General features: G+C 71.8%; 20 protein-coding genes and 1 pseudogene. 7 read left to right on the top strand and 14 right to left on the bottom strand.

Annotated features, from left to right (window positions below; translation table 11 throughout):
• Positions 1 to 94: 94 nt before the first annotated feature.
• Positions 95 to 2,500: a DNA helicase PcrA gene (pcrA, locus tag BUS84_RS19190; RefSeq protein ID WP_074314428.1), complete on the bottom strand. Its 2,406-nt coding sequence runs from the start codon at positions 2,498 to 2,500 to the stop codon at positions 95 to 97.
• Between the two features lie 368 nt (positions 2,501 to 2,868).
• Between pcrA and BUS84_RS19195 the strand changes: the two genes are divergently transcribed.
• Entirely contained in the window at positions 2,869 to 3,264 is a 396-nt protein-coding gene (locus tag BUS84_RS19195; protein ID WP_084757522.1) for a chorismate mutase, read from the top strand.
• A 168-nt stretch (positions 3,265 to 3,432) separates the two neighbouring features.
• Here BUS84_RS19195 and BUS84_RS19200 read toward each other — a convergent pair whose 3' ends face one another.
• The 5 genes from BUS84_RS19200 to BUS84_RS19220 form a co-directional block, all read right to left on the bottom strand.
• Complete coding sequence (locus BUS84_RS19200) at positions 3,433 to 4,449, bottom strand: ABC transporter ATP-binding protein (RefSeq protein ID WP_074314430.1); 1,017 nt, start codon at positions 4,447 to 4,449, stop codon at positions 3,433 to 3,435.
• Positions 4,442 to 5,470: an ABC transporter ATP-binding protein gene (locus BUS84_RS19205; RefSeq protein WP_074314432.1), complete on the bottom strand. Its 1,029-nt coding sequence runs from the start codon at positions 5,468 to 5,470 to the stop codon at positions 4,442 to 4,444. Before BUS84_RS19205 ends, BUS84_RS19200 begins: the two co-directional genes overlap by 8 nt.
• Positions 5,471 to 5,496: 26 nt before the next feature.
• Positions 5,497 to 6,465, bottom strand: a complete 969-nt coding sequence (locus BUS84_RS19210) for an ABC transporter permease (protein WP_074314434.1) — start codon at positions 6,463 to 6,465, stop codon at positions 5,497 to 5,499.
• A complete protein-coding gene (locus BUS84_RS19215; protein WP_074314436.1) occupies positions 6,458 to 7,384 on the bottom strand; it encodes an ABC transporter permease in 927 nt (308 codons plus the stop codon). Before BUS84_RS19215 ends, BUS84_RS19210 begins: the two co-directional genes overlap by 8 nt.
• Positions 7,385 to 7,532: 148 nt before the next feature.
• Positions 7,533 to 9,170 (bottom strand): peptide ABC transporter substrate-binding protein, encoded by a 1,638-nt coding sequence (locus BUS84_RS19220; RefSeq protein WP_074314438.1) that lies wholly within the window; start codon positions 9,168 to 9,170, stop codon positions 7,533 to 7,535.
• A gap of 431 nt (positions 9,171 to 9,601) precedes the next feature.
• On the opposite strand from BUS84_RS19220, the gene BUS84_RS19225 reads away from it, so the two are divergent.
• Positions 9,602 to 10,336 (top strand): PIG-L deacetylase family protein, encoded by a 735-nt coding sequence (locus tag BUS84_RS19225; RefSeq protein ID WP_244298645.1) that lies wholly within the window; start codon positions 9,602 to 9,604, stop codon positions 10,334 to 10,336.
• Positions 10,337 to 10,402: 66 nt separating this feature from the next.
• On the opposite strand, the gene BUS84_RS19230 is transcribed toward BUS84_RS19225, so the two are convergent.
• Together BUS84_RS19230 and BUS84_RS19235 are read right to left on the bottom strand one after the other, a co-directional pair.
• Entirely contained in the window at positions 10,403 to 11,089 is a 687-nt protein-coding gene (locus tag BUS84_RS19230; protein WP_074318932.1) for a response regulator, read from the bottom strand.
• Between the two features lie 2 nt (positions 11,090 to 11,091).
• Positions 11,092 to 12,357, bottom strand: coding sequence for an ATP-binding protein (locus BUS84_RS19235; protein ID WP_074318933.1), 1,266 nt, complete (start codon positions 12,355 to 12,357; stop codon positions 11,092 to 11,094).
• 158 nt (positions 12,358 to 12,515) lie between these two features.
• On the opposite strand from BUS84_RS19235, the gene BUS84_RS19240 reads away from it, so the two are divergent.
• From BUS84_RS19240 to BUS84_RS19250, 3 genes and pseudogenes are all read left to right on the top strand, one after another.
• Positions 12,516 to 14,390 (top strand): PspC domain-containing protein, encoded by a 1,875-nt coding sequence (locus BUS84_RS19240; RefSeq protein ID WP_074314442.1) that lies wholly within the window; start codon positions 12,516 to 12,518, stop codon positions 14,388 to 14,390.
• Positions 14,387 to 14,611 (top strand): annotated as a pseudogene (locus BUS84_RS19245) (hypothetical protein); the annotation flags it as partial. The gene BUS84_RS19240 and the pseudogene BUS84_RS19245, both read left to right, overlap by 4 nt.
• A 577-nt stretch (positions 14,612 to 15,188) precedes the next feature.
• The gene (locus tag BUS84_RS19250; protein ID WP_074314444.1) at positions 15,189 to 16,442 is read left to right on the top strand and encodes a phosphatidylserine decarboxylase; all 1,254 of its coding nucleotides are present in this window, start codon (positions 15,189 to 15,191) and stop codon (positions 16,440 to 16,442) included.
• A 60-nt stretch (positions 16,443 to 16,502) separates the two neighbouring features.
• Here BUS84_RS19250 and BUS84_RS19255 read toward each other — a convergent pair whose 3' ends face one another.
• The 3 genes from BUS84_RS19255 to BUS84_RS19265 all read right to left on the bottom strand — a co-directional run bounded on the left by BUS84_RS19255 (position 16,503) and on the right by BUS84_RS19265 (position 19,781).
• A complete protein-coding gene (locus tag BUS84_RS19255; protein ID WP_074314446.1) occupies positions 16,503 to 17,441 on the bottom strand; it encodes a CDP-alcohol phosphatidyltransferase family protein in 939 nt (312 codons plus the stop codon).
• 345 nt (positions 17,442 to 17,786) lie between these two features.
• Positions 17,787 to 18,692: an NUDIX domain-containing protein gene (locus BUS84_RS19260; RefSeq protein ID WP_074314448.1), complete on the bottom strand. Its 906-nt coding sequence runs from the start codon at positions 18,690 to 18,692 to the stop codon at positions 17,787 to 17,789.
• A 138-nt stretch (positions 18,693 to 18,830) separates the two neighbouring features.
• On the bottom strand, positions 18,831 to 19,781 hold the full coding sequence (locus BUS84_RS19265) for an NUDIX hydrolase (RefSeq protein WP_074314450.1): 951 nt from the start codon (positions 19,779 to 19,781) through the stop codon (positions 18,831 to 18,833).
• A 143-nt stretch (positions 19,782 to 19,924) separates the two neighbouring features.
• Here BUS84_RS19265 and BUS84_RS19270 point away from each other — a divergent pair, with 143 nt between their 5' ends.
• Positions 19,925 to 20,266: a PspC domain-containing protein gene (locus tag BUS84_RS19270; RefSeq protein WP_074314452.1), complete on the top strand. Its 342-nt coding sequence runs from the start codon at positions 19,925 to 19,927 to the stop codon at positions 20,264 to 20,266.
• A gap of 7 nt (positions 20,267 to 20,273) precedes the next feature.
• Here the strand turns inward: BUS84_RS19270 and guaA are convergent, their stop codons facing one another.
• Both guaA and BUS84_RS19280 read right to left on the bottom strand, forming a co-directional pair.
• A complete protein-coding gene (gene guaA, locus BUS84_RS19275; protein WP_074314454.1) occupies positions 20,274 to 21,830 on the bottom strand; it encodes a glutamine-hydrolyzing GMP synthase in 1,557 nt (518 codons plus the stop codon).
• A gap of 71 nt (positions 21,831 to 21,901) precedes the next feature.
• On the bottom strand, positions 21,902 to 23,599 hold the full coding sequence (locus tag BUS84_RS19280; RefSeq protein ID WP_074318934.1) for an FAD-dependent oxidoreductase: 1,698 nt from the start codon (positions 23,597 to 23,599) through the stop codon (positions 21,902 to 21,904).
• Between the two features lie 145 nt (positions 23,600 to 23,744).
• Between BUS84_RS19280 and BUS84_RS19285 the strand changes: the two genes are divergently transcribed.
• Positions 23,745 to 24,863, top strand: a complete 1,119-nt coding sequence (locus tag BUS84_RS19285) for an LCP family protein (RefSeq protein WP_074314456.1) — start codon at positions 23,745 to 23,747, stop codon at positions 24,861 to 24,863.
• 157 nt (positions 24,864 to 25,020) lie between these two features.
• Here BUS84_RS19285 and BUS84_RS19290 read toward each other — a convergent pair whose 3' ends face one another.
• Positions 25,021 to 26,478: a M1 family metallopeptidase gene (locus BUS84_RS19290; RefSeq protein ID WP_074314458.1), complete on the bottom strand. Its 1,458-nt coding sequence runs from the start codon at positions 26,476 to 26,478 to the stop codon at positions 25,021 to 25,023.
• Positions 26,479 to 26,490 lie beyond the last annotated feature (12 nt).

The following is a 26,490-nucleotide window of genomic DNA, read 5'->3' on the forward strand; positions in this document are numbered from 1 at the left end:
GAGAGAGTGGCCTCCGGCGGTGCCGAGGCCACTCTTTCCCGCAAGCAGTGCGGATTCTGGACGGACGCGCTAGCTCCCCCCGCGCGGCTCGGGGTCAGAGCTTGTCGATCGGGGCGTGCCGCAGCACCAGCCACATGGTCTGGTCGCCGAAGTCGATCTGCGCGCGGGCACCCGGGCCGTGCCCCTCGACGGCGACCACCCGCCCCAGCCCGTAGCGCTGGTGGTTGACCCGGTCGCCGGCCGACACCTTCGGCCCCTGCGGCAGCTCGCTGGCCGTGGTCAGGCGGCTGGCGTCCACGCCGAGCCGCTTCGCCAGCTGCGCCGCCTTCGGCGTGCCCCCGTTGAAGGTGCCCCGCCCGCCCGGCACGCGGTCCGCGCGGCCGCCCACGCCGCCGCCCCCACCGGCCCACGAGGTGTACGACCCCTCGGTGCGCTCCCAGTGCACCAGCTCCGGCGGCAACTCCTCCAGGAACCGCGACGGAGGGTTGTAGGACGGCTGTCCCCAGGCCGAGCGGGTCACCGCCCGGGAGAGGTAGAGCCGCTGTCGGGCCCGGGTGATGCCGACGTACGCAAGCCGGCGCTCCTCCTCCAGCTCGCGGGTGTCGCCCAGCGAACGCAGGTGCGGGAAGACACCGTCCTCCAGCCCGGTCAGGAAGACCACCGGGAACTCCAGCCCCTTGGCGGTGTGCAGCGTCATCAGGGTGACCACGCCCTGATGGTCGGGGTCGTCGGAGGGGATCTGGTCCGCGTCGGCGACCAGTGCGACCTGCTCCAGGAAGCCCGCCAGAGTTGCCCGCTCGCCCTCGGCGCCGGTCGCCTCGATCCGCTCGGTGTACTCCCGGGCGACGCTGACCAGCTCCTGGAGGTTGTCCACCCGGCCGGCGTCCTGCGGGTCCAGGCTCTCCTCCAGCTCGGTGAGGTAGCCCGAGCGGGTCAGCAGCGCCTCCAGCACCTCCTCCGGAGTGCCGGTCTCGGCCAGCTCCCGGGCGCCGTCGAGCAGAGCCACGAAGTCGGCGATGCCGTTGGCCGCGCGGCTGGAGATGCCCGGCGCCTCCCGGGCCCGGCGCAGCGCCGCGCCGAAGGAGATCCGGTCGCGGCTGGAGAGCGCCTCGACGCACGCCTCCGCTCGGTCGCCGATCCCCCGGCGCGGAGTGTTCAGCACCCGCCGCAGGCTCACCGTGTCGTCGTCGTTGACCACCGAACGCAGGTACGCGAGCGCGTCGCGGACCTCCTTGCGCTCGTAGAAGCGCACCCCGCCGACCACCTTGTAGGGCAGGCCGACCCGGATGAACACCTCCTCGAAGACCCGGGACTGGGCGTTGGTGCGGTAGAAGACGGCAACGTCGCCGGGGCGGGTCTCGTCGGCGTCGACCAGCCGGTCGATCTCCCGCGCCGCCCAGTCCGCCTCGGCGTGCTCGGTGTCGGCCACGTAGCCGACGATCCGCTCGCCGGCGCCGGCCTCGCTCCACAGCCGCTTCGGCTTTCGGGAGGTGTTCCGGTCGATCACCGCGTTGGCCGCGTTGAGGATAGTCTGGGTGGAGCGGTAGTTCTGCTCCAGCAGGATCGTCCGCGCGTCGGTGAAGTCCCGCTCGAACTCCAGGATGTTGCGGATCGTCGCGCCGCGGAACGCGTAGATCGACTGGTCGGCGTCACCGACCACGCACAGCTCGGCCGGCTCCAGCCCGTCGGTGCCGGAGACCAGCTCCTTGATCAGCGTGTACTGCGCGTGGTTGGTGTCCTGGTACTCGTCGACCAGGACGTGCCGGAACCGGCGGCGGTAGCTCTCGGCGACGTGCGGATGGGACTGGAGCAGGTGCACCGTGGTCATGATCAGGTCGTCGAAGTCCAGCGCGTGCGCCTCACGCAGCCGACGCTGGTAGAGCGTGTACGCCTCGGCCAGCGCCCGCTCGTTGGGCCCCGTGGCCCGCGCGGCGAACTGCTCCGGGTCGATCAGCTCGTTCTTCAGGTTGGAGACCTGGGCGGCCAGCCCGCGTGCCGGGTAGCGCTTCGGGTCGAGGTCCAGCTCGCGGGTGACCAGCTGCATCAGCCGGCGCGAGTCGTCCGCGTCGTAGATCGAGAACGTCGACTTGAGGCCCGCGTGCTCGTGCTCGGCGCGCAGGATGCGGACACAGGCGGAGTGGAACGTCGACACCCACATCAATCGGGCCCGCGGGCCGACCAGCGCGGCGACCCGCTCCTTCATCTCGCCGGCCGCCTTGTTGGTGAAGGTGATCGCGATGATCTCCCCGGGATGCACGTCCCGCGCGGCCAGCAGGTAGGCGATCCGGTGGGTGAGCACCCGGGTCTTGCCCGACCCGGCGCCGGCCACGATCAGCAGCGGCGAACCGGCGTGGCTGACCGCGTCGCGCTGCGGCCCGTTCAGCCCGGCGAGCAGCTGCTGCGGATCGAGGCGGACAGCGGCCGGCCGGGGCCGGTCCGGACGGGCCGGCGCGGACTCCGGCGCAGGCGGGGACGCGGGAATGTCGAAGAGAGGATGCATCGCGCGACAAGTCTATGCCGCCGGCCGGACACTTCCCGACCGCGCGGTGTCGTCGCCGGCGCGCCCGCCCCCGGACGCAGAACGATGACGGTGAAAGCAACCTGGTCGTCACGCAGGGGCCGGCTTCCGGAACGTGCCGGAGCGGAGGATGCGCCCTGTTGAACCGAATCCTTGCGCACAGGCGGCCGGCATGGGCATACTCGACGGCGTGTTCGCTCAGCGCTACTACTTTTACTACGGCACCGGGAGTCCGGCAGCCGTAGGTCGCGCCTGATCGATCAGACCTGCGAAAGCCCCGGGCTCCTGGAGCCCGGGGCCTTTTCGTCCCGGGATCCGGGCACCGGGCACGACAGTGCGAGAGGTACCCGATGATGACAGACGTGGCGGAGCAGAGCGGCGGGCCGGTCCGACCGGGGGCGGACCAGTCCCCGGTCGACAGAGGCGAGCCCGTGGCGGGGGTGGCGCCACCCGCCGAGGACGGCGGGCCGGCCGAGGCACGGACCGGCACCGCGGAGCCGGCCGCCGCCGCACGGATCGTGCAGATCAGGGAACGGATCGACGAGATCGACAACGCGTTGATCTCGCTCTGGCACGAGCGGGCCACGCTGTCCCAGGAGGTCGGGGCGACCCGGATGGCGTCCGGCGGGACGCGCCTGGTGCTCTCCCGGGAACGGGAGATCCTGGAGCGTTTCCGGGTCGCACTCGGCGCCGACGGCACCCAACTGGCGCTGCTGCTGCTCCGGGCGGGCCGCGGCCCGCTGTGAGCCACCCGGGCCGGCCATCCGGCCCGGCCGGCAGCCGCTCCCCGGCCCCACGCTGCGAGCGGCCGACGCCACGGCTGGCCGCTCGGCGCCGGAGGAGGCAGCCCGGTCCCCGGACAAACGAAACCGCCTGCCGTCGTCGTGGTGACGTCGGCAGGCGGTTCCGGTGACTCAGGCAGCCTCGTGGCTCGCGACGATCTCGCGCTTCTCCGCGAAGTGGCAGGCGCTCGGGTGGTCCGAGCCCTGCCGGATCTCCAGCAGCGGGACCTGCTCGGCGCAGACCTCCTGCGCCTTCCAGCAGCGGGTGCGGAACCGGCAGCCCGAGGGCGGGCTGATCGGCGACGGCACGTCACCGGTGAGCCGGATGATCGTCTTGTTGTGCCGCTGGGTCGGGTCCGGCACCGGCACCGCCGAGAGCAGCGCCTGGGTGTACGGGTGGGTCGGCCGCTCGTAGATCTCGTCCTCGGTGCCGATCTCCACGATCTTGCCGAGGTACATCACCGCGACGCGGTCCGAGAGGTGACGGACCACCGACAGGTCGTGCGCGATGAAGACGTACGAGAGACCGAACTCGCCCTGGAGCTGCTCCAGCAGGTTCATCACCTGGGCCTGGATGGAGACGTCCAGCGCCGACACCGGCTCGTCGCAGACGATCACCTCGGGCCGCAGCGCGAGCGCCCGGGCGATGCCGATGCGCTGACGCTGACCGCCGGAGAACTGGTGCGGGTACCGGTTGATGTGCTCCGGGTTGAGCCCGACCAGGTCGAGCAGTTCCCTGACCTTCGCCCGACGGCTGCCCTTCGGCGCCACCTCCGGGTGGATCTCGAACGGCTCACCGAGCAGGTCACCGACGGTCATCCGGGGGTTCAGCGAGGTGTACGGGTCCTGCATCACCAGCTGGATCTGGCGGCGGAGGCGCCGCAGCGCCCCGCCGGAGAGCTTGGAGATGTCCTGGCCCTTGTAGACCACGCTGCCGGCGGTCGGCCGCTCCAGGTTCATCAGCACCCGGGCGAGGGTCGACTTGCCGCAGCCGGACTCGCCGACCACGCCCAGCGTCTCACCGGCACCCAGACCGAATGAGACCCCGTCGACCGCCTTGACCTGACCGACGGTCTTCTTGAACACCACGCCCTGGGTGACGGGGTAGTGCTTGACCAGGTCACGGACCTCGATGATGTTCTCAGACACGGTTCACCAGCTCCTCGGCGAAGTGGCAGGCGCTGGCCCGTGCGGTGCCCACCTGCAGCAGCGGCGGGAGCTTCTCCCGGCACACCGGCTGAGCCATGGGGCAGCGCGGATTGAACGGGCAGCCCGGCGGGATGTTCATCAGGTTCGGCGGGAGGCCCTTGATCGTCCGGAGCTGCTGCCCCTTCTCGTCCAGGCGCGGGATCGAGTCGATCAGGCCCATCGTGTACGGGTGCGCCGGCTTGGCGTACAGGTCGTACACATCGGCTTCCTCCACGATCCGGCCCGCGTACATGACCGCGATCCGGTCCGCGACGTCGGCGACCACGCCGAGGTCATGGGTGATCAGGATCATGCCCATCTGCCGCTCACGCTGGAGCTCGGCGAGCAGGTCCATGATCTGGGCCTGCACGGTCACGTCGAGCGCGGTGGTCGGCTCGTCCGCGATCAGCACCTCCGGGTCGAGCGCCAGCGACATCGCGATCATCGCGCGCTGCCGCATACCACCGGAGAACTGGTGCGGATAGTTGTTGAACCGGCCCCTGGCGTTCGGGATCTTGACCTGGTCGAGCATCTCGATCGCGCGCTTCTTGGCCTCCGCGCGGCCCATGCCCCGCCGGACCCGGAACTGCTCGGCGATCTGGAACCCGACGGTGAAGACCGGGTTCAGCGCGGAGAGCGCGTCCTGGAAGATCATCGCGATGCCCTCACCGCGGATGCGGCGGCGCTCCTCGTTGGACATGCGGAGCATGTCCTTGCCGTGGAAGCGGACCTGCCCACCGGTGACGAAGCCGGGCGGGGTGTCGAGGATGCCCATGATGGTCTGCGCCGTGACGCTCTTACCGGAGCCGGACTCGCCGAGCACGGCGAGGGTCTCCCCCGCGTCGACGTGGTACGTGACCCCGTTGATGACCTTGGCGACGCCGTCCCGGGTACGGAACTCCACCCGCAGGTCGTCGACCTCGAGCAGCCGGCCGGAGGGACGTCCGGAGCCGCCGGTTCCCGGCGCGGACTGCTCGGACACGAGAATGTCGGACAACTGGATCTCCCCTAGCGGAGTTTCGGATCGAGGGCCTCGCGGACCGCCTCACCGAGCATCACGAAGCTCAGAACGGCGGTGACGAGGAACGCGGCGGGGAAGAACACCAGCCCCGGCGCGACCCGGATGAACTGCTGCCCGTCGCTGATCATGATGCCCCAGGACACCACCGGCGACTTCAGGCCGACGCCCAGGAACGACAGGGTGGCCTCGGCGCCGATGAACGAGCCGACCATGATCGTGCCGTAGACCAGCAGCGGGGCCAGGCAGTTCGGCAGCAGGTGCTTGAGGATGATCCGGCCGGTGCCGGCACCCAGCGCGCGGGCCGCCACGATGTAGTCGGCCTCCTTGGTGGCCAGCACCGAGGAACGCATCAGCCGCATCACGACCGGCCAGCTCAGCACCATCAGGGAGGCGATCACCAGGCCCATGATCTGGGCCTTGCTGTTGCTGGAGTTCGAGCCGTTGAACGTGGTCAGGATGACGATCGCGCCGAGCACGAAGGGCAGGCCGAAGAAGACATCGGCGATCCGGCTGAGCAGACCGTCCACCCAGCCACCGCGGTAGCCGGCGATGATGCCCATGGCACCGCCGACCAGCAGGGTGCCCAGCACGGAGAGCACGGCGACCACGATGGAGGCACGCGCGCCGTAGATGACCCGGGCGTAGACGTCCCGGCCCTGCACGTCGTAGCCGAACCAACCATCGGCGGACGGCTTGTCGAGGCTCCGGGACAGCGTGCCGTTGACCGCGTCACCCGGGGCGAACAGCGCCGGGAAGGCCGCCATCAGCAGGAAGATCACGATCAGCGTGGCCGAAATCCAGAACAGCGGCTTGCGCCGCAGGTCCCGCCAGGCGTCACCGAGCAGGCCGCGCGGCTTCTCGTTGCTCTGCGGCAGGCCGGCGGTGGCGGGGGCGCCGGCGTCGGTCGACTGCGCGGGAGGAGTGCTGACGATCGATGCGGTACTCGGGTCACTCATAGCGGATCCTCGGGTCCAGGGCGGCGTAGAGCAGGTCAACCAGCAGGTTCATCACGAGATAGACCAGCACGAGGACGACCACGATCCCTACCACGGTAGCGCTTTCCTTGGTGACGATCGCGCGGAAGACCTGGCGGCCGATTCCGTTGATGCCGAAGATGCCCTCGGTCACGATCGCGCCGCCCATCAGGGCACCGAGGTCGGTGCCGAGCAGGGTGACCACCGGGATGAGCGAGTTGCGCAGCAGGTGCACGCCCACCACCCGGCGCATCGGGAGGCCCTTGGCGATGGCGGTACGCACGTAGTCGGCGCGGCGGTTCTCCGCGATGCTCGTTCGTGCTACCCGGGCGATGTACGCCACTGACGCGCTACCGAGCACGAAGCCCGGCACGATCAGCTCGGAGAGCCGCATCTCGGAGGAGACGGTCGGCTTGATGATGCCCCACTGCACGCCCAGCAGCCACTGAAGCACGAAGCCGACGACGAAGACCGGCAGCGCGATCAGGAACAGCGTGGAGACCAGGACCAGGTTGTCCAGGAACCCGTTGCGCCGCAGACCGGTCAGCACGCCGGCGCCGAGGCCGATCACGGCCTCGATGGTGAGCGCCACCAGGGCCAGCTTCAGCGTGTTCGGGTACGACGTCAGGATGATGTCACTGATCTCGCGCTGCGAGAAAGTCTGACCGAAGTCGCCCTGGAGCAGGTTCTTCATGTAGTTCGCGTACTGCACGAAGACGTTCTGGTCCAGGTGGTACTTCTCGGTCATGAAGGCGATGTACTGGTCCGGGCAGCGGCGGTCACCGCACTTGCCGGCGAACGGATCGCCCGGAACAGCCCAGACGAGGGCGTAGATCATGAACGTCGTACCGATGAAGACCGGCACGAGTTGGAGCAGCCGTCTCAACAGATAACGGCCCATGGGGTGGTCCTCCAGACAGGGGGCGCGTCGGACGGCCGACACGGTGGTGACAACGTGGCGAGTGGATGTTGTAACACTCACTCGCGGAACGGCCCCGGGTCGGGCTCACCGGATGTGGCGAGCCCGACCCGGGGTCAGACCGTTCGGATCAGAGCTCGACCGAGGTGATGTCGAGTTCGCCGACGTTGTTCAGCTCGAGCTTCTTGATCTTCTCCGAGTGGCCGGACTGCTGGCCGTAGAAGTAGACCGGAATGCTCGGGACGTCCTGGTCGACCAGCTCGACGGCCTTGGAGAACGCCTCGTGCGAGGCCTCCAGGCTCGGCGCGGCACCGGCCTGCTTGGCCAGCGCGTCGACCTGCGGGTTGCTGTAGAGGCCGTCGTTCGAGGAGCCACCAGTCACGTAGAGCGGGTTGATCCAGTTCTCCACGTCCGGGTAGTCCTGCTGCCAGGCGGCACGGTACGGGCCGGTCATCTTGCGTGCGTTGACCTGCTGGCGGAAGACCGCGAAGGTCGGCAGGCCCTCGGCGCGGGCCTCGATGCCGAGGTTGGTCTTGACCTGCTGCGCAACGGCGTCCATCCAGTCCTTGTGGCTGGAGTCCGTGTTGTAGAAGAAGACCATCTCGCCCTGGAAGCCGCCGGCCTCGGCCAGGAGCCGCTTGGCCTCGGTGGCGTCGAACTTGCAGGCGGTGCAGTTACCCGGCTTGGCACCCGGGGTCAGCGGGTTCGCCCAGCTGTCGGCCGGCTTGCGGGTACCGAAGAAGATCTTGTCCGTGATCTCCTGCCGGTTGATCGACAGCGACACGGCACGACGCAGCTTCGGGTCCTGGAAGCGCTTGTCGTACATCGGGAACGCGATCAGCCCGGTCGTCGGCGTGGTGGTCGACAGGCCCCGCTCACCGAGGTCGGTCTTCCACTTGTCACCGGCGAGCGCCGAGGTGGGGATCGACTCCAGGAAGTCCAGGTTGTTGGCCAGCAGGTCGTTGTAGGCCGCCGTCTCGTCCTGGTACAGCTTGACGTCGACGTCCTTGACCTTCATGGTGTCGCGCAGGTTGTAGTCGTCGAAGCGCGTCAGCTTGATGAGGACGTTGTCGTCCCACGACACGAACTTCACCGGCCCGTTACCGACCGGCTTCTTGCCGAACTCTTCGGGCTTCTGGGTGAAGAACACGTCCGGCAGCGGCATGAAGGCGCTGTAGCCGAGCTTGGTCGGGAAGACCGCGGTCGGGGCCGCCAGGGTGACCTCGAAGGTCTGGTCGTCGACGACCTTCAGGCCGGACAGCTTCTCGGCCGTGGGCGGCGGAGCCTTCTTCGGGCCCTCGCCGTCCGGGTCCGACGTGTAGGTCTTGTCGAAGCCCTCGATGTCCGAGAAGAAGGAGCCGTTCTGCGCGCCGTTCGGCGAGTAGGCGGCCCAGTTCCAGGCGTCGACGAAGTTCTTCGCCTTCACCTCGGTACCGTCGTGGAACTTGGTACCCTTCTTGATCTTGATCGTGAAGACCTTGGAGTCCGTGGTGTTGATGGACTCCGCCAGCGCGTTGCGCGGGGCCCCACCGTCGTTCGGGTACTCGACCAGGCCGGTCCACATCCAGTCGATGATCTTGCCACCGCCGGTCTCCGTCGTGTTCGACGGGACCAGCGGGTTCTCCGGCTGGACGCCGTGGATAACGATCGAGCCGTCCTTGCTGGCGGCGGGATCGCCGTCATTGTCACCGCTCGAGCAACCGCTCGCGACAAGCGCGGCAGCCGCGCTGAGCGCGATCGCGCTCGTCGCCCGCTTCGAGACTCTCATTCCGAGGGGCCTCCTCTTTCTGAACCTGGTTCCGTCGTGGGTTTCACGCACGTCTGGGGGTGACACCGCCCGACCACCCCGGGGCGCGGGTCGCCGGGTTCACAGGGAAGTTGGGGACACCCCTGATGTTCCGATCCGCCGGGCTCCCCACCGACGAGGTACGGCCCGACGCAGGCGACACAGCCACGAACTTGCCGCGAAACAGCGGAGGTCGTGGTCGTGAGCCGTACGGAGTGCCGCACACCGAGGGTGGGGTGCTGCCACTGTGACACTCACTTGCCGCTTCCGTGAAGGTGCCGTTATCAAGCCGTTAGTTGCCCGCCACGTTGCCGATACTTGAAAATTGATCATAAAACCGTCCGCTCGGGCATCTCTGAGCAGGAAATACGCGGCCCAGCCGGACGCCGGCGCCCGGCGTAGGCTCGGGTCCTGTGAGCTTTCCGGCATCCGCTCCCGTGCTGTCCGACGTCCGTCGCGCGCTGGCCGTTTTTGCCCATCCGGACGATGTCGACTTCGGCTGCACAGGCACGATTGCCGGCTGGGTGGACGAGGGCGTCGAGGTCGCCTATCTGATCATCACCCGTGGCGAGGCCGGCGGCTTCGACGACACCGACCGGTCCGAGATGCCCCGGCTGCGCGAAGCGGAACAGCGGGCCGCGGCCGCCGTTGCGGGCGTGCGGCAGGTCGACTTCCTCGACGGGTACCCCGACGGCACGCTGACCTCGACCCCGGCGCTACGCCGGGACATCGCCGCGGCCATCCGCCGGTTCCGGCCCGACCGGGTGTTGACCAGCTCGCCGCTGCGCCGCTGGGAGCTGCTGGCCGGACCGAGTCACCCCGACCACCTGGCCGTCGGGGAGGCCACCACCTGCGCCATCTACCCGGACGCGCGCAACCCCTTCGCGTTCCCCGAGCTGCTGGCCGAGGGGCTGGAGCCGTGGGTCGTCCGGGAGGTCTGGTACGCCGGCGGCCCCGCCCCGGACCACGCCGTCGACATCACCGACCGGTACGACCGCAAGGTGGCCGCGATGCGCGCCCACCACTCGCAGACCGGTCACATGGACGTGCCGGCGTGGATCCACGAACGACTCGCCGCGGTCGCCGCCGACGCGGGCCTGCCACCGGGCCGGCTGGCCGAAGCGTTCACAGTCCTGCGGACCACCTGAGCCGCCGGCCCACCCGCCGAAGTGGCCCGTTGCGGTGGCAGGCGCCGGCCGGCCCGCGACGTCAGATCACACGAGCCGGCGGTCCGCCGCCCATCGGGACAGCTCGTAGCGGTTGGACATCTGAAGCTTGCGCAGCACGTTCGACACGTGCGTCTCCACCGTCTTGATGGAGATGAACAGCTCCTTCGCGATCTCCTTGTACGCGTACCCCCGAGCGAGCAGCCGCAGCACCTCCCGCTCCCGGTTGGTGAGCTGGTCCAGCTCCGGATCGGCCACCGGGGCGTCCGGCCGGGCCGCGAAGGCGTCCAGCACGAACCCGGCTAGCCGAGGGCTGAACACGGCGTCGCCGTCGGCGACCCGGCGGATCGCCGCGGCCAGCTCGTCCGGGGAGATGGTTTTGGTGACGTAACCCCGGGCGCCGGCACGGATCAGCCCGATCACGTCCTCCGCCGCGTCGGAGACGCTCAGCGCCAGGAACTTGACCTGCGGATGGCTGCGGCGCATCGCCTCCAGCACCGCGCGTCCGCCGCCGTCGGGCATGTGCACATCGAGCAGCACCACGTCCGGTCCGGTCGCGGCGATCCGGGTGACCGCCTCGGCCACCGTGCTCGCCTCGCCCACCACCTCGACGTGGGCGCCCAACTCCGCGCGCACCCCGGCCCGGAACATGGCGTGGTCGTCCACCAGGAACACCCGCAGCCGTTCGGGGCGACGGTCCGCCGGGTCGAGCTGCTCCATCGACTGCTCAGCCATGGTCATCTGTTCCTCTCCGCTGCGGACGAGTCCCGGGAGATCGGCAGGATCAACCGGACCTCGGTCCCCTCCCCCGGGCCGGACCGGATCTCGGCCCGTCCGCCGTGCCGCTTCATCCGCCCGATGATCGAGCCGCGTACGCCGTGCCGGTGGTCCTCCACGGTATCCGGGTCGAAGCCCGCTCCCCGGTCCCGGACGAAGACGCTGACCTGATCGGGCTCCACCTCGGCGTAGAGCGACACGGTCTGCACCCCCGCGTGCCGGGCCGCGTTCACCAGCGCCTCCCGCGCGGCGGCGACCAGCGCCCCGACCTTCTCGTCGGTCTCCCGGTCGCCGACCACCACCGCCTCCACCGTGATCGCGAACGTGTCCTCGACCTCGGCCGCGGCCTGCTCCAGCGCGGCCGCGAGGCGCTCGTTCGGCGACGCGGTGGGCTTGTAGAGCCAGTTGCGCAGCGAACGTTCCTGCCCCCGGGCCAGCCGCTGCACCGTCTTGACGTCACCGGCGTTGCGCTGGATCAGGGCCAACGTGTGCAGCACCTGGTCGTGCACCATCGCGGCCAGCTCGGCCCGCTCCTGCTCCCGTATGCGGCCCTCGCGCTCCGAGCGGAGCTGGCTGTACGTCCGCCAGAGCACCGGCGCGGCGACCACCCCGACCCCGGCCAGCCCGACCAGCGCGAAGATCACGCCGTTGATCACGGCGTCGAAGTTCTGTGCCGGCGAGTAGACCGCCGCGACGCCGATGATGCCGACCGCGACCAGCACCCCGCCGCCGATGAACCGGAGCACGAAGGCCCGCCGGTCGCTCTCCTCGACCACCGCGCCGAGCCAGGGCACCGGCATCGTGTCGCCCCACCGCCGCCGCCGCTCGGGCGCGGACTGGTGCCAGATGACCCCGGCGCCGACCGCGATGATGGCCACCAGCCAGCCGGCGGTGCCCGCCGCGCCGACCGAGTCGAAGACCATCACCTGGATCAGCAGGACTCCGAGCCCGATCCCCACGAACGGCAGGAGCTGGGCGACGTCCCGCCGGGGCGGCACCGCGGTGTCGCCGGGCCGCAGCGGCACCACCGCCCAGAAGGCCGCGTAGAGCAGCAGGCCGAGCCCGCTCAGCCCGAGCAGCACCATGAACGCGACTCGCACCCGCAGCACCGAGATGCCGAGGTGGTCGGCGATGCCGGCGGCGACGCCGGCGGCCATCCGGTGCTCGGGGGCGCGGTAGAGGCGCGGGGGCGGGGTCACGATGCTGATCGGAGGCTCCCTGGTCACGGTGGCGGGTCGGGCGAGGTTGGTGGATCCGATCGTCACACGCTGCGGCGTACCGCGACCACGGGGACGCCCCCGACATTCCGGCCGCCCGGATCTCAGGGTGGGGTCAGGGTCGGGTCCTGAGGTCGCTCGGGCGGGACTGGCAGCAGGATCGAGGCATGACCGAGGAAGCTGCCCCGCCGCCCCGACCCGGGTCGGCACAGCCGGGCGGTTCATCACCGCCCTCACCAGCCGCGATACCCGCCGGTTGGGCCGAGCCCACCCCGTTCGGCCCGCCCACCGGCGCCACCACCGGGTTCGACGCCGGCCCGGCCGCCGACCCCACACCGGGCGCTCCGGGCAGCGGCTACGGGCCCGGTAGCGCGGGCTACGGGCCCGGCGTCGGCTATGCGGCCGGCACCGGCTACGGGCCGGGGGGGGCCGGGGGCATGCCACCCGGGCCGGGTGGTCCCGGTCCGTCGGCACCGCCACCGCCGCTGGGCGGCGCCGGCTTCACCTCTCGGTACGGGCTGGTCCGGCCGCGCGACGGGCGCTACCTGGCCGGGGTCTGCGCGGCCATCGGCCGAGCCACCAACACCGATCCGGTGCTCTGGCGGGTGCTGCTCGCGGTGCTCGGGTTCTTCGGCGGCATCGGCATCCTGGTGTACGTCGCCGCCTGGCTGATCATCCCCAACGAGGGCGACACCGCGTCCCCGGTGGAGTCCATGCTCGGGCGCGGCCGGTCCAGCATGTCGCCGGTGACCGTGATCGTCCTGGGCATCCTGGTGGCGGCCAGCTTCGGCTACATCGTCACCGACGCCTTCCGCGCGGTGCTGCTCGGCGCCGCCATCCTGATCGGCGGTGCGCTCCTGCTCAACCGGGACAGCCGAGGGCCACAGCCCGGCACTCCGGGCCCGATGCCATCCGCACCGGTCGGTACGCCGTCCGGGCCGGTCCCGCCGGTCACCTGGCCCGCGCCGGCGCACGGCGCCGTGCCGCCCACCGGCCCGCCGGCGACGGCACCGCTGGCCGGCGGGGATCCGGCGTACGCCACCGCGGCACCGGACGTGTCGCCGACCCTGCACGCCCCGGCTCACGGTGCGCAGCCGTCCGCCGGTCCGCAGCCGTTCACCAGCGCGCAGCCGGTGTCCGGGGTGGGCCCGGTGTCCGGGCAACCGGCCGCCACGACGGCTCAGCAGGCCGCCTGGCCCGCGCCCGCGCCCGCCGCACCCGGCTGGCCGAGCACCGGCACGCCCAGCGGCGGTTGGCCGTCGGCGCCCGTGGCGGGTGCTCCCGCCGCCGGCGTCCCGGCCGGCTACCCGGTCACGCCGCCGCCACCGGCCGGATACCGCCCTCCGTTTGCGCCGCACGGGCCGTACGCGTCACCGGCCGCCTACCCGCCGCCCAAGCCGCCCAAGCCACCGAAGCCACCGAAGCGACCCCGCGAGCGCTCCCCGCTCGGCGCGGTGACCTTCTCGCTGATCTTCCTGGCCCTCGGCGTGGTCGCGCTGCTCGACCTGCTGGACGTCTTCGACGTCGGCGCGTCGGCGTACTTCGCCGCCGCGCTGGCCACGATCGCGCTGGGACTGCTGGTCGGCACCTGGTTCGGCCGGGCCCGCTGGCTGATCGCGCTCGGCCTGGTGACCGCCGCCGCGCTGGGAACGGCCACGGTGGCCGAGTCCTACGACCGGATCCGCGGGGTCGACGGCGCGGTCACCTGGGCGCCCACCGACTACCGCGACCTCGCGGACCGGTACGAGAACAGCTTCGGTGACGCCGTGCTCGACCTGCGCGGGATCGACTTCGCCAAGCGGGACAGTCAGGTGACCGTGGCGATCAACTTCGGCCAGGCGACCGTGGTCGTGCCCCCGAACGTGGACGTCACGACGGTGGCCGACGTCAACGCGGGCGACGCCACCATCTTCGGCAACCGATCCGGCGGGCTGGACGGGCGCCTGCGGGAGTCGACCGACCTCGGTGCGGACGGGCCCGGGGGCGGGACACTTCGCCTGTACATCCACGTCAATGCCGGCAACCTGGAGGTGACCCGGTGAAGGCTCACCGTACGGACCTGGTGTCGTTCGCCTTCGGGCTGGTGTTCCTGGGGCTGTCCGCCTGGTGGCTGCTCGCCCAGCTGCTCGGGCTCGCGCTGCCGCCGGTCGGCTGGTTCCTGGCCGGTGCACTGATCCTGATCGGGGTCTTCGGGCTGGTCGGCGCGCTGCGCTCCAGCCGGCCGGTCCAACCGGCACCGACCGCTCCGGACGCCGTCGCCACCGAACCTGCCGCGCCGGTTTCCGGTGCGTCCGCGCCGACCTCCGGCGCGGGCCTGCCGTCCTGGGACGCCGAACGCTCCACCTGGGACTCTCCTGCACCGGGTCCGGTGCCGGAGACGCCGACGGCGGAGCTGCGGGCACCGGAGACGCCGACGGCGGAGCTGCGGGCACCGGAGACGCCGACGGCGGAGCTGCGGCCAGCGGAGACGCCGATTGCGGAGGTGATCCACCCTGCCTGGCTGGCCCACCCGCCGTCGGAGCCGGAAACCACCCCGGTCGCCGATCAGCGCGCCGACGGGGGCGACGAGCCGACCACCGGCCTCCTCGCCCGTCCGGCCGGGGCCGAGGCCGACGAGCCGACCCGGGTCGACCACCCGGCGGACGAGCGGGACGATCAGCGGCGGGAGTCCTGACCCGGCGCCTGCCCGCGCCGGCCTTCTCGACCGCTACGGCGGTGCGGTCGGCGCGGGCAGGCGCATATGCTGACCGGTGGAGATCTCGCCTCCGCCGGCCGGCCCGTCCCGCCATGGCGGGCCCCGCCGCGATTCCCGTCTCTACCCCGTCAGGAGCCCGTCCGACATGACCCAGTCCCCCGCCGTGCGTACCACCGGTCGGTCCGGTCCGGTCCGCATCGGCGAGCGAGCCGCCCGTACGCTCGTCACCGAGCTGGCCCGGATCAACGATCCCAAGGTCGCCCTCCTGGTCGGCGCGAGCCCGGAGTCCGCGGTGCTGGCCGCGGCGATCGAGGCGCTGCTCCCCGGTGACCGGCTCACCGTGGTACCCGCCGAGTCGTCCGGCGTCACCGTGCTCCGCGAGCACGTCACCGCCCAGGGCCGGTGGGTCGCCGACCGGGTTCAGGTGATCGACTCGCTGGCCGAGGCCGAGGCCGCCGCGGTGGTCATCGCCGGCGAGGCGTTCACCGGCACCGCCGAAGAGACCCGCGGCGCCATCGAGGCCCTGGTCAAGCACCTGGCCGACGGAGCGGTGCTCAGCGTCGCCACCACCGCCACGCCCGGCCGGACCACCGGCGCCGCGGCCGAGCTGGCCCGGCAGGACGCCCTCTACGGCGTCGGCGCAGACCTGGTGCTGCGCAACTCGCCGCCGGTCCGGATCTACCGGCTACGGTTCACCCCGGCCAGCCCGGCCGCGGCCGACCGGTTGGCCCCGGCGCACCGGCCGTCGAGCGTGCCGCTGACCCGCGGCATGCACATCGACTCCAACGGGGTGGCCGCGGCGGGCATCACGCTGGGCCTGGCCGCGCTGGCCCGGGTGGCGCGTCCCTCGTCGAAGCTCTGGCTGCTGCCGGCGCTGGCGGCCGGGCCGGTCGCCGCGTTCTTCCGTGACCCGCAGCGCGACGTGCCGGAGGACCCGGCGGCCGTGGTCGCCAGCGCCGACGGGCAGGTCCTGTCGGTGCAGCGACTGCACGACGAACGTTTCGGCGACGGTGAGTGGCTGCGGATCGCCGTTTTCCTGTCCGTCCTGGACGTACACGTCAACCGAGCGCCCGTCGCCGGCAAGGTTGTCGACTACTTCGTGGCCGACGGCGGCTTCGTGAACGCGATGAAGCCGGACGCCGAGCACAACGTGGCCGCGTACACCGTGCTGGACACCAGCCGCGGCACGGTGGTGGTCGCGCAGCGGACCGGGCTGATCGCCCGCCGGATCGTGCAGCGCGCGCCGATCGGCGCGCTGCTGGCGAAGGGCGAGCGCTTCGGGCTGATCAGGTTCGGCTCCCGGACCGACGTGTACCTGCCGGCCGACGCCGCCGAGCCGCTGGTCGGGCCGGGCGACAAGGTGGTCGGGGGCTCCACGGTCATCGCCCGCTGGCGCTGACCCGTCGACGAAGGAACGGGGTGCCCGCGGTCCGCGGGCACCCCGTTCTCCTTGCGCGAATCAGGCGGTACGACGCTGCCGCAGCCAGAGCACCGGCCCGCTGACCAGGTAACCCACCACGATCAGGGCGAACGTGAGCCGGATGTCGACCAGTGCGCCGATCACCGGGGCCAGCCAGAGCCACGGCGGCAGCTTGACCAGCCGGGCGAGCTTGGCGTACGGGAAGCTGGAGACCATCGCGAAGGCGAGCAGCGCCACCCCGGCGACCAGCACGGGGCCGGGCACGGGCAGGCCGATCGCGACGGTCACGGCGAGCACCGCGGCCGCCATGGTGGTGGGCACCCCGCAGAAGAAGCGGCCGTCCTTCGGCGAGACGTTGAAACGGGCCAGCCGGATCGCGGCACAAGCCGCGACCAGGGCGCAGGCCACCGCCGCCGCGGCCGTCGACACCGAGCCGGCGAGCGAGGCGTAGACCACAACCGGTGCGGCGAGGCCGAACGAGCACATGTCGGCCAGCGAATCCATCTGCGCGCCGAACGGGCTGGCCACGTTGAGCCGGCGAGCCAGCGCGCCGTCCAGGCCGTCGAAGGCGACGCAGGCGATCAGGCAGAGCGCGGCGATGCGCACCTCACCCTGCATGGCCTGGAAGATGGCGAGCATGCCGAGCATCAGGCTGGCCAGCGTGCACGCGTTGACCAGGCCGAACTTCATCCGGCGGGCGACCGTGCGCTCGCCGGGGAGCAGTGGGATCGACCGGGACGAAGCCTCGTCGGCGTGCGCGACCGGCGGCAGCGCCGGGCTCACCGGCATGACGGCCTCGATGTCCGGTCGGCCCGCGCCGAGCGATGGGCGGCCGAGGCGGTCCAGGCCGTAGCGGCGGCGCTGCCGGTCGGCGTACCGGTGCTCGGGCAGCGCCACGTCGGTGGTCCGCAGGTCGCCGTCGCGGCGGCCCACACGGACCAGCAGCACCTGGCGCGCGAACGTGCTGCTGCGGCGCAACCGGCCCGCCCAGCGACGCCCGGCGGGGCGCGGACTGTCAGTAGTACGACGCCGGCGCCATAGGGCTCTCGGCACGTTTCCTCCATCACCGGATCGGCTGCCCGCCGTGGGGCGGGTGTCCGGCCGTCTCGTGCCGGACCTTGCGTGGCCCGGCAGCCGTTTTGCGGAGTACACCATCGCATAAGGGGACAGGACTTGGCGATAGCTGCCGGCGGTACTTATATCTGGCTCAAACCGCGCGAACCGCACTCTTATTCCCACGCCGGGCCTCATCGCCCGTTTCCTCCATCATTCCCGCCATCGACTGTACCGGAGGGCCACCATCTCGGCTCAGCGAGCGGAGAGCTATCGACCCGACTGCCCGATTGCGGAGGCAGCGATCCCGGTCAACGGCAGGTCGGCGGCCTCGGCCAGGGTGAACCAGCCGGCCCGCGCCGTCGAACCGCCGGCCGACTCGGTGACCACCGCGTCGGTTGGTACGTCCACCAGCACCCGATAGATCACCCGGACGCCGTGCCAGTCCAGCGGCCGCCCCTCCGGGCCGAACGCGGCAGGGTTGTGCAGATTGTCCACCCCGAGCAGCTCCACCACCCGGCCCAACTGACCGCCCTCCTCGACCAGCTCACGGAGCAGCCCGGTGGTTGGTTGCTCGCCGTGATCGGTGCCGCCACCCGGCAGGTGCCACCTGCCGGCCCCCGGATAGCCGTCCGCGATCTGGGTGAGGAGGATCCGCCCGGCCGGATCGGTGACCAGCCCGTACGCTCCGAAGCGCAGCCGACGGTCGGGGTGCGCCGGCGGGAACGGCTCGGCGGGCCGGTGGGCACCGGTCGCAAGCGGGGTGACCGGCAGGCCGAGCAGCTCGGCGCTGAACGGTGCCAGTGGCAGGCGGGCCGCCTCGGCCGTGGTGACCCAGCGAGCCTGGTCGGTCGGGCCGTCGACGGCGTCGCGCAGCGTGCCGCCGCGCGCGCTCAGGTCGAACGCCAACCGGTCGGTGTGCAGGGCGACGTCGTCCTCGGGGTAGGTGGTCACGTCGGCGACGGCCGCCCGCAGCCGGTCCACCGTCACGGTGAGCCCGGTCTGCCGGGCCACCTCCCGGATCACCGCGTGCTCCGGATGCTCGGCGTGTGCCACCGCACCCCCCGGCAGCCGCCACACCCCCGGAACGTCGCCCCCAACCCCTTCCCGAACCATCAGGACCCGCCCCGAGTCCCACAGAATCCCGTGGACCCCCACACCCCGCCGCAGTTCCATCCCGCTCCCCGCTCCCCCGCCATCACCCGTCGATCATGAAGTTATCGCCGTCCATCTCGGCGCGTCCTGACAATAACTTCATGATCAACGCGGGGAAGGGGGGCCGGGGGGGCCGGGGAGGGGGTCGGGGTGGGGGGGTTAGGTGAGTTGGGCGGCTTGGACGGCTTCGGCGGTCACCTCGGTGAGGTGGTGGGTGGGGAGGGCGCCCAGCTCCTCGCGGGCGAACCAGCGGGCCTCGCAGGTGGAGCCGCCGACGTCGGCCACCGTCAACGGGTTCGGCTGGTCGACCACCACCCGGTAGAAGGCGCGGACCCCGTGCCAGTCGATCGGGTAACCCTCCGGGCCGAGCGAGGCGGCGTCGCGGTGGCTAGCCACGCCGAGCAGCTCGACCAGGCGACCGGTCTGGCCGGTCTCCTCGACCAGCTCCCGGATCAGCGCCGCGCCCGGCTGCTCGCCGTAGTCGGTGCCGCCGCCAGGCAGGTGCCAGCAGCCGGCGCCCGGGTAGCCGTCGGAGACCCGGGTGAGCAGGACCCGCCCGGCCGGGTCGGTGCACACCGCGTACGCGGCGAAGCGCTGCGCCCGGTGCAGCCCGTCCGGGCCGGGCACCGCGTAGAAGGAGGGGAACTCGGGCGCCTCGTCGGGCACCACGTCGGCCGAGGAGGCCGGCAGCCCGAGGGCACGCGCGGTGAACGAGCGCAGCGGCAGGCGCCGGGCCTCGTCGAGGGTGTACCAGCGGGCCAGGTCCGTGGGCCGCTCGCCGACCCGGTCGGCCAGCGTGCCGCCGCGCACCGCCACCCGGTAGATCAGCCGGTCGGTGTGGATGGTGATACCGCGCTCCGGCAGGGCCCGCATGTCGGCGAGCACGTCGGCCAGGCCCGAGACGGCGACCGAGAGGCCGGTCTCGGCGGCGGTCTCCCGGACCACCGTGTGGTTCGGGTCCTCGCCGTGGTCGACCGCCCCGCCGGGCAACGACCACGTGCCGGGCGTGCCGGAGCGCTCCGATGCACGGACCAGCAACACTCGGCCGTCTGAGTCAGCACAAACTGCGTATGCCGCGATCCTGCGGAGCGGCTCCAGCAAGGTGGTCACGGAAGCAAATTCTCCCCGGGCGGGGTTACCGGAACGGAAAAGAGTCGGATTCCTGACTGTCTGACCCCGATCAGGGATCGGTCAGGGTAAGGATCCGGGCGGTCACCGAGGGCGGGCCGGGCACCGGCGCGGAGTGTGGAGGCATGACATCCACCACCGCTCCCCACGCCCCGTACAAGCAGCTACGGCGACCCACCACCGACCGCATGGTCGCCGGTGTCGCCAGCGGCCTCGGCCGCTACTTCGACATCGACCCCACCCTGGTCCGGGTGATCTTCGCGGTCAGCGGCCTGCTCACCGGTGGGCTGGCGCTGTTCGCGTACCCGATCATGTGGTTCCTGATGCCCGAGGAGCCCACCGGCGCGCCGGCCTGGCCGCACCCGGCGGGCGTCGCGCCGCAGGGCCCGCCGGCCACCGCCGGGCCCACGCCCGGCGAGCCGGACCGGGGGTACGCCCCGACGCCGCCCTACCCGCCGGTCGGCTGAGGTGCGCTCACTCCCACTCGATGGTGCCCGGCGGCTTGCTGGTCACGTCCAGCACCACCCGGTTCACCTCGGCCACCTCGTTGGTGATCCGGGTGGAGATGCGGGCCACCACCTCGTAGGGCAGTCGTGACCAGTCGGCGGTCATCGCGTCCTCGCTGGAGACCGGGCGCAGCACCACGGGATGCCCGTAGCTGCGCCCGTCGCCCTGCACGCCGACGCTGCGCACGTCGGCGAGCAGCACCACCGGGAACTGCCAGACGCCGCGGTCCAGGCCGGCCGCGGTCAGCTCCTCCCGGGCGATCAGGTCGGCCCGGCGCAGCAGGTCGAGCCGCTCCTGGTCGACCGCGCCGATGATCCGGATGGCCAGGCCCGGGCCCGGGAAGGGGTGCCGCCAGACCATCGCCTCGGGCAGGCCCAGCTCCAGGCCGAGCGCCCGGACCTCGTCCTTGAACAGCGTGCGCAACGGCTCGACCAGCGCGAACTTCAGGTCCTCCGGCAGGCCGCCGACGTTGTGGTGGCTCTTGATGTTGGCGGTGCCCGTGCCGCCGCCGGACTCGACCACGTCCGGGTAGAGGGTGCCCTGGACCAGGAACTCCACATCGCCGTGCGAGGCGATCTCGCGGGCGGCGGCCTCGAAGACCCGGATGAACTCCCGGCCGATGATCTTGCGCTTCTGCTCCGGGTCGGTCACCCCGGCCAGCGCGCCCAGGAACCGGTCCGCGGCGTCGACCACCTTCAGCTTGATGCCGGTGGCCGCCACGTAGTCCTTCTCGACCTGCTCCGCCTCGCCGGCGCGCAGCAGGCCATGGTCGACGAAGACACAGGTGAGCTGGTCACCGACCGCCTTGTGCACCAGCGCGGCGGCGACCGCCGAGTCCACCCCGCCGGACAGGCCGCAGATGACCTCCTTGTCACCGACCTGGGCGCGGATCCGGGCCACCTGCTCGTCGATGATGTTCTCGGCCGTCCACGTCGGCTCGATGCCGGCGATGTCGTACAGGAAGCGGGTGAGCATCTCCTGGCCGTGCGCGGTGTGCCCGACCTCCGGGTGGAACTGCACGCCCGCCCGGCGACCGGCGAGGTCCTCGAACGCGGCCACCGGCGCGCCCGCCGACTCGGCGGTCACCGTGAAGCCCTCGGGCGCCTCGGTGACGCAGTCGCCGTGGCTCATCCAGACCGGCAGGTCGGCCGGCAGGTCGCGGAGCAGCACGCCGGGCTCGAGAAGGCGGGGGCGCAGCGGCGTGCCGCCGTACTCGCGGTTGCCCGTCTTCGTGACCGTGCCGCCGAGCGCCTGGGCCATCGCCTGGAAGCCGTAGCAGATGCCGAAGACCGGCACGTCGGCGGTGAACATGCCGGCGTCGATCTGCGGGGCGTCCGGCGCGTAGACGCTGGACGGGCCGCCGGAAAGGATGATCGCGGCCGGGTTCTTCGCCAGCATCTCGGCGACCGGCATCGAGTGCGGCACGATCTCGGAGTAGACCTTCGCCTCGCGGACCCGGCGGGCGATGAGCTGGGCGTACTGGGCTCCGAAGTCCACCACGAGGACGGGGCGAGGCAGGCTCATGTGCACAAAGCCTACCGACAGTCACCGCCGCCCCCGGCACCGGCTCGCCCCCAGCGCCCCGCCAGGGTGGGTCAGGGGCGCAGGGCGGCGGGAGCGTCGGCGGGGACGGCGGGGGTGTGCGGCGCGACCGGGTCCACCCGGCGGTACGGGCTGCCGAGCGGGGGCCGGGGGTCGGGGTGGTCCTTGTTGGGCCAGAGGGACATGGCCCGCTCGGCCTGGGCGGTGATCGTCAGCGACGGGTTGACGCCGAGGTTGGCCGAGACCGCCGCGCCGTCCACCACGTGCAGCCCCGGGTGCCCGTACACCCGGTGGTAGGGATCAATCACCCCGTCGGCCGGGGTGGCCCCGATCACCGCGCCACCCAGGATGTGCGCGGTCATCGGGATGTCGAACGGCTCGGTGAGCGAGCCGCCGGGCGTACCGCCGATCTCCTCGGCGAGCAGCCGGGCCGCGGTGTTGCCGGCCGGGATCCAGGTCGGGTTGGGCGCACCGTGGCCTGGGCCGGTCACCAGCCGGCGGCCGAGCGAGCCGCGTCGCCACCGGGTGGTCAGTGAGTTGTCCACCGACTGCATCACCAGGGCGATCACCGTCCGCTCCGACCAGCCGCGCACCGAGAGCATCCGGGCGGCCAGCCCCGGCTGCCGCACGATGCTGCCCAGCCAGCGCCGGACCCGGTGCGGGCCCCCGTCGACCAGCAGCGACTGGAGCAACCCCATCGCGTTGGAACCGCGCCCGTAGCGGACCGGCTCGACGTGCGTCTGCGGGTCGGGGTGGAACGAGCTGGTGATCGCCACCCCCTCGGTGAAGTCCAGCCGCTCGGACCGGGCACGCTGGCGCGGCACCGAGGCCCCCAGGATCGCCTCCGAGTTGGTCCGGGTCAGCTCGCCCAGGCGCGGCGAGAGCCCCGGCAACGCCCCATCGGCCTTCATCGTGTGCAGCAGCCGCTGGGTGCCGAGCGCCCCGGCCGCGAAGACCACCTGGTTGGCCTGGATCACCCGGCGGCGGCGACGCAGCCAGGCCCCGGTGCGGACGGTGTGCACCTCGTACCCGCCGCCGGTGGCCGGCCGGACGGCGGTCACCGTGGTCAGCGGGTGCACCGTGGCGCCCAGCCGCTCGGCGAGCCAGAGGTAGTTCTTGACCAGCGTGTTCTTCGCCCCGTGCCGGCAGCCCGTCATGCACGAGCCGCAGTGCAGGCAGCCGGTGCGCTCCGGGCCGGCGCCGCCGAAGTACGGGTCGGCGACCCGCTGGCCGGGGCGGCCGATGTGGACGCCGACCGGGGTGGCGTGGAAGGTGTGCCCCACCCCCATCCGCTCGGCCACCGCCCGCATGGCCCGGTCCGCGCCGGTGTCCACCGGGTACGTGGTGACGCCGAGCATCCGCTTCGCCTGGTCGTAGTGGCGGGCCAGCTCGTCGCGCCAGTCGGTGATGTCCCGCCACTGCGGGTCCGTGTAGAAGGCCGGCAGCGGCTCGTAGAGGGTGTTCGCGTAGACCAGCGAACCGCCGCCCACCCCGGCTCCGGAGAGCACCAGCACACCACCGCCGGATCGCCGGTCGGCAGGACGGAGCAGGGTGATCCGCTGGATGCCGTAGCAGCCCAGCTTCGGCGCCCACAGGAACCGGCGGGCCCGCCACGACGTCTGCGGGAACTCGTCGTCGGCGAACCGCCGGCCCGCTTCCAGCACGCCGACCGAGTAGCCCTTCTCGGCCAGCCGGAGCGCGGTGACGCTGCCGCCGAAGCCGGACCCGATGACGAGAACGTCGTACCGCATGAACGCATCATTACCGGTGAGTAGCGCTCGCGCCAGCGGCAGTTTCGCGCGATCATGCTCCGGCCGACCGACCCGGCGCATCCCGGCCGCAACCCGGAGCACCCGTCGGAGCGTTGTTCCGGATACGGGTGAAAGGAAATCCACGATGGTCCTCGGATCGATGGCACCACGCCGACGGTGGCTGCTGCTGGGGCTGACGGCCCTCGCCGTCGTCGCGCTGGTCACGGCCGGGGCGGTGGTGGTCACCCGGCTGACCGGCGACAGCACGCCGGACCGTTCGGCACCGGCCGGCTCGCCGAGCGCCCCGCCGGCCGGCACGCCCAGCGCCAGCCCGACCGGGCCGCCACCGGGCGCCGGCATCACCGGGCCGCTGAACCTCCTGCTGGTCGGGGTGGACACCCGGGTGAGCGTGCCCGGGTGGGAGCCGCACGCCGACGCCGTGCTGGTGCTGCACGTGCCCAAGGGGCTGGGCCGCGCGTACCTCTTCTCGCTCCCCCGCGACCTGCTGGTGGACATCCCGGCGTTCCCGAAGGCCGACTACGCCGGTGGCAAGACCAAGCTCACCCACGCGATGAGCTTCGGCAGCCGGGTGCCGGGCAAGCCCAAGCAGCCGAGCACCGCCCAGGGGTACGAGCTGCTGCGCAGCACTGTCAGCGGGTACACCGGTCTGCGCATCGACGCCGGCGCGGTGCTCACCTTCACCGGGTTCGACCGGCTGGTGACCGCCCTGGGCGGGGTGGACGTCTACATCGACCAGCGGGTCGCCTCGCTGCACCGCCGGCCCGACGGCAAGTACCGGGAGAGCGTCCCCGGCGGGTACACCGGGCCGCAGATGGTCTACGAGAAGGGCGAGCGGCACCTCAACGGCTGGCAGGCGCTGGACTACTCGCGGCAGCGCTACATCACCGGCGGCGACTACGCCCGGCAGCGCCACCAGCAGCAGCTGATCCGGGCGCTGACCCGCAAGATCCTGGACGAGGGCCTGGCCCGGCAGCCAGAGCGGATCGACCAGGTGGTCGCCGCGCTGGGCGACACCCTGATCTACGTGGGTGGTCGCCGGATCGTCGACCTGGCGTACGCGCTGGGCGGGGTGCCGGAGGACCGGTTCGTGGCGGTCGGCCTGCCCGGCTCGGGCGTCGGCAAGGGCAGCGCCTACCGCGGCGAACAGCTCACCAGCGTCGGCAAGAAGTTCATCACCGAACTCCGCGCCGGCCGCGCCGACGCCTACCTGTCCGCCAACCCCACCCTACGCATCAAAACCTGACACCCCCTATCCCCTCCGCCCTCCGCCCCGATCTTGCACTTTCGGTCCCCGGTTTACGGAGTTTGCCCGTTTTGTCCGGGCAGCAAGTGCAAGATCGCGGGGGCGGAGGGGCGGGGACGAGGGCGGGGGCGGGGGCGGGGGCGGGCGCGGGGTGGGGTTAGAGGGGTTTGGGGGTGGGGGGTTTTTTCGTGCCGTAGAGCCAGGTGTCGAAGAGAGCGTCTAGCTGCTTGCCGGAGATGCGCTCGGCGAGGGCCACGAACTCGGCGGTGGTGGCGGTGCCGTTGCGCTGCTCCGCCGCCCAGGTCTTGACGATCTCGAAGAACCCCTTGTCGCCGACGGCCACCCGCAGGGCGTGCAGGGTCATCCCGCCGCGCTGGTAGACCGACTCGCTGAACAGCCCCTTCACCCCGGGCTTGCCCGGCGGCGTCCTCCACACCTGTGCCGGCACCTGGGCGTACCGGATGTCGAACGCCTGCTCGGCCGTGTACTCCTTGGTGTGCTCGGCCCAGAGCCACTCCGCGTACGTGGCGAAGCCCTCGTTGAGCCAGATGTCCTCCCACTTGGCCAGCGCCACGCTGTCGCCGAACCACTGGTGGGCCAGCTCGTGCGCGACCACCTCGGTGTTCTCGCCCTGCCGGAAGAAGCTGGCGGAGTAGACCGGGCGGCTCTGCGTCTCCAGGGCGTAGTTGATCCGGCTGTCGGAGACAACCACACCGCCGTACGCGTCGAACGGGTACGGCCCGAACACGCTCTCCAGGTAGTCGGCCACCTTGACGGTCTTCGCGATCGAGGCGTCCGCCGCGCCCTTGGCCACCTTCGTGGTGACCGCGCTGTACACCGGCCGTCCCTTGTGCTCACCGGTGGTGATCCGGAACTTGCCGATCACCAGCGTGCTCAGGTAGCTGGCCATCGGCGACTTCTCCGACCATTTCCAGGTGGTCCAGCCGTCCTTGCTGGTCTTGCCACCCGGTACGCCGTTGCTGACGGCGGTCACACCGTCCGGGACGGTGATCTCGAAGTCGTAGGCCGCCTTGTCGGAGGGGTGGTCGTTGACCGGGAACCAGGTGCTCGCCGACTCGGGCTGGCCCAGCGCGATGGCGCCGTCGGAGGTGTGCAGGAACCCGCCGTCGCCGAGCACCTCGTTCTTCAACGGCTTCGGCTGCCCTTCGTACCCGATCTCGGCGACGAAGCCGTTGCCCGTGATCAGGCCGGTGGCCGGCTTGATCACCAGCTCGTTCTTCTCCCGGGTGTGGGTGGCCGGGGCGCCGTCCACGGTGACCGTCTTGACGGTCAGGCCGGCCAGGTCGAGGTTGAACGCCGACAGATCGGCGGTCGCGGTGGCCTGCACCGTCGCCGTGCCGGTCAGCTGGTCCTTCGCCGGGTCGTACCGCACCTTGACGGTGTACCGGCCGACGTCGTAGCCACCGTTGCCGTAGGTGGGGAAGTAGGCGTCACCGGCCCCGGCCGCGCCGGGCTTGAACGTCCGCGACGGCGTCGGGGAAACGCTCGCTGACGGCGCCGCCTCCGGTGCGGTCGAGTCGCATCCGGACAGTGCGAGCGCCCCGGTCACCAGCAGACCCGCGCCCACCCGCAGCCTGTGCCGCGTCACCCACATCACGAGCCCTCC

It is taken from the genome of Micromonospora cremea, from assembly GCF_900143515.1.
Classification (GTDB): Bacteria; Actinomycetota; Actinomycetes; order Mycobacteriales; family Micromonosporaceae; genus Micromonospora; species Micromonospora cremea.

Bases quoted from the DNA above. Each gene is read 5' to 3' on its own strand.
- pcrA (WP_074314428.1), bottom strand. From the start codon at position 2,500: ATGCATCCTCTCTTCGACATTCCCGCGTCCCCGCCTGCGCCGGAGTCC.
- BUS84_RS19195 (WP_084757522.1), top strand. From the start codon at position 2,869: ATGATGACAGACGTGGCGGAGCAGAGCGGCGGGCCGGTCCGACCGGGG.
- BUS84_RS19210 (WP_074314434.1), bottom strand. From the start codon at position 6,465: ATGAGTGACCCGAGTACCGCATCGATCGTCAGCACTCCTCCCGCGCAG.
- BUS84_RS19215 (WP_074314436.1), bottom strand. From the start codon at position 7,384: ATGGGCCGTTATCTGTTGAGACGGCTGCTCCAACTCGTGCCGGTCTTC.
- BUS84_RS19220 (WP_074314438.1), bottom strand. From the start codon at position 9,170: ATGAGAGTCTCGAAGCGGGCGACGAGCGCGATCGCGCTCAGCGCGGCT.
- BUS84_RS19230 (WP_074318932.1), bottom strand. From the start codon at position 11,089: ATGGCTGAGCAGTCGATGGAGCAGCTCGACCCGGCGGACCGTCGCCCC.
- BUS84_RS19240 (WP_074314442.1), top strand. From the start codon at position 12,516: ATGACCGAGGAAGCTGCCCCGCCGCCCCGACCCGGGTCGGCACAGCCG.
- BUS84_RS19250 (WP_074314444.1), top strand. From the start codon at position 15,189: ATGACCCAGTCCCCCGCCGTGCGTACCACCGGTCGGTCCGGTCCGGTC.
- BUS84_RS19260 (WP_074314448.1), bottom strand. From the start codon at position 18,692: ATGGAACTGCGGCGGGGTGTGGGGGTCCACGGGATTCTGTGGGACTCG.
- BUS84_RS19270 (WP_074314452.1), top strand. From the start codon at position 19,925: ATGACATCCACCACCGCTCCCCACGCCCCGTACAAGCAGCTACGGCGA.
- guaA (WP_074314454.1), bottom strand. From the start codon at position 21,830: ATGAGCCTGCCTCGCCCCGTCCTCGTGGTGGACTTCGGAGCCCAGTAC.
- BUS84_RS19280 (WP_074318934.1), bottom strand. From the start codon at position 23,599: ATGCGGTACGACGTTCTCGTCATCGGGTCCGGCTTCGGCGGCAGCGTC.
- BUS84_RS19285 (WP_074314456.1), top strand. From the start codon at position 23,745: ATGGTCCTCGGATCGATGGCACCACGCCGACGGTGGCTGCTGCTGGGG.
- BUS84_RS19290 (WP_074314458.1), bottom strand. From the start codon at position 26,478: ATGTGGGTGACGCGGCACAGGCTGCGGGTGGGCGCGGGTCTGCTGGTG.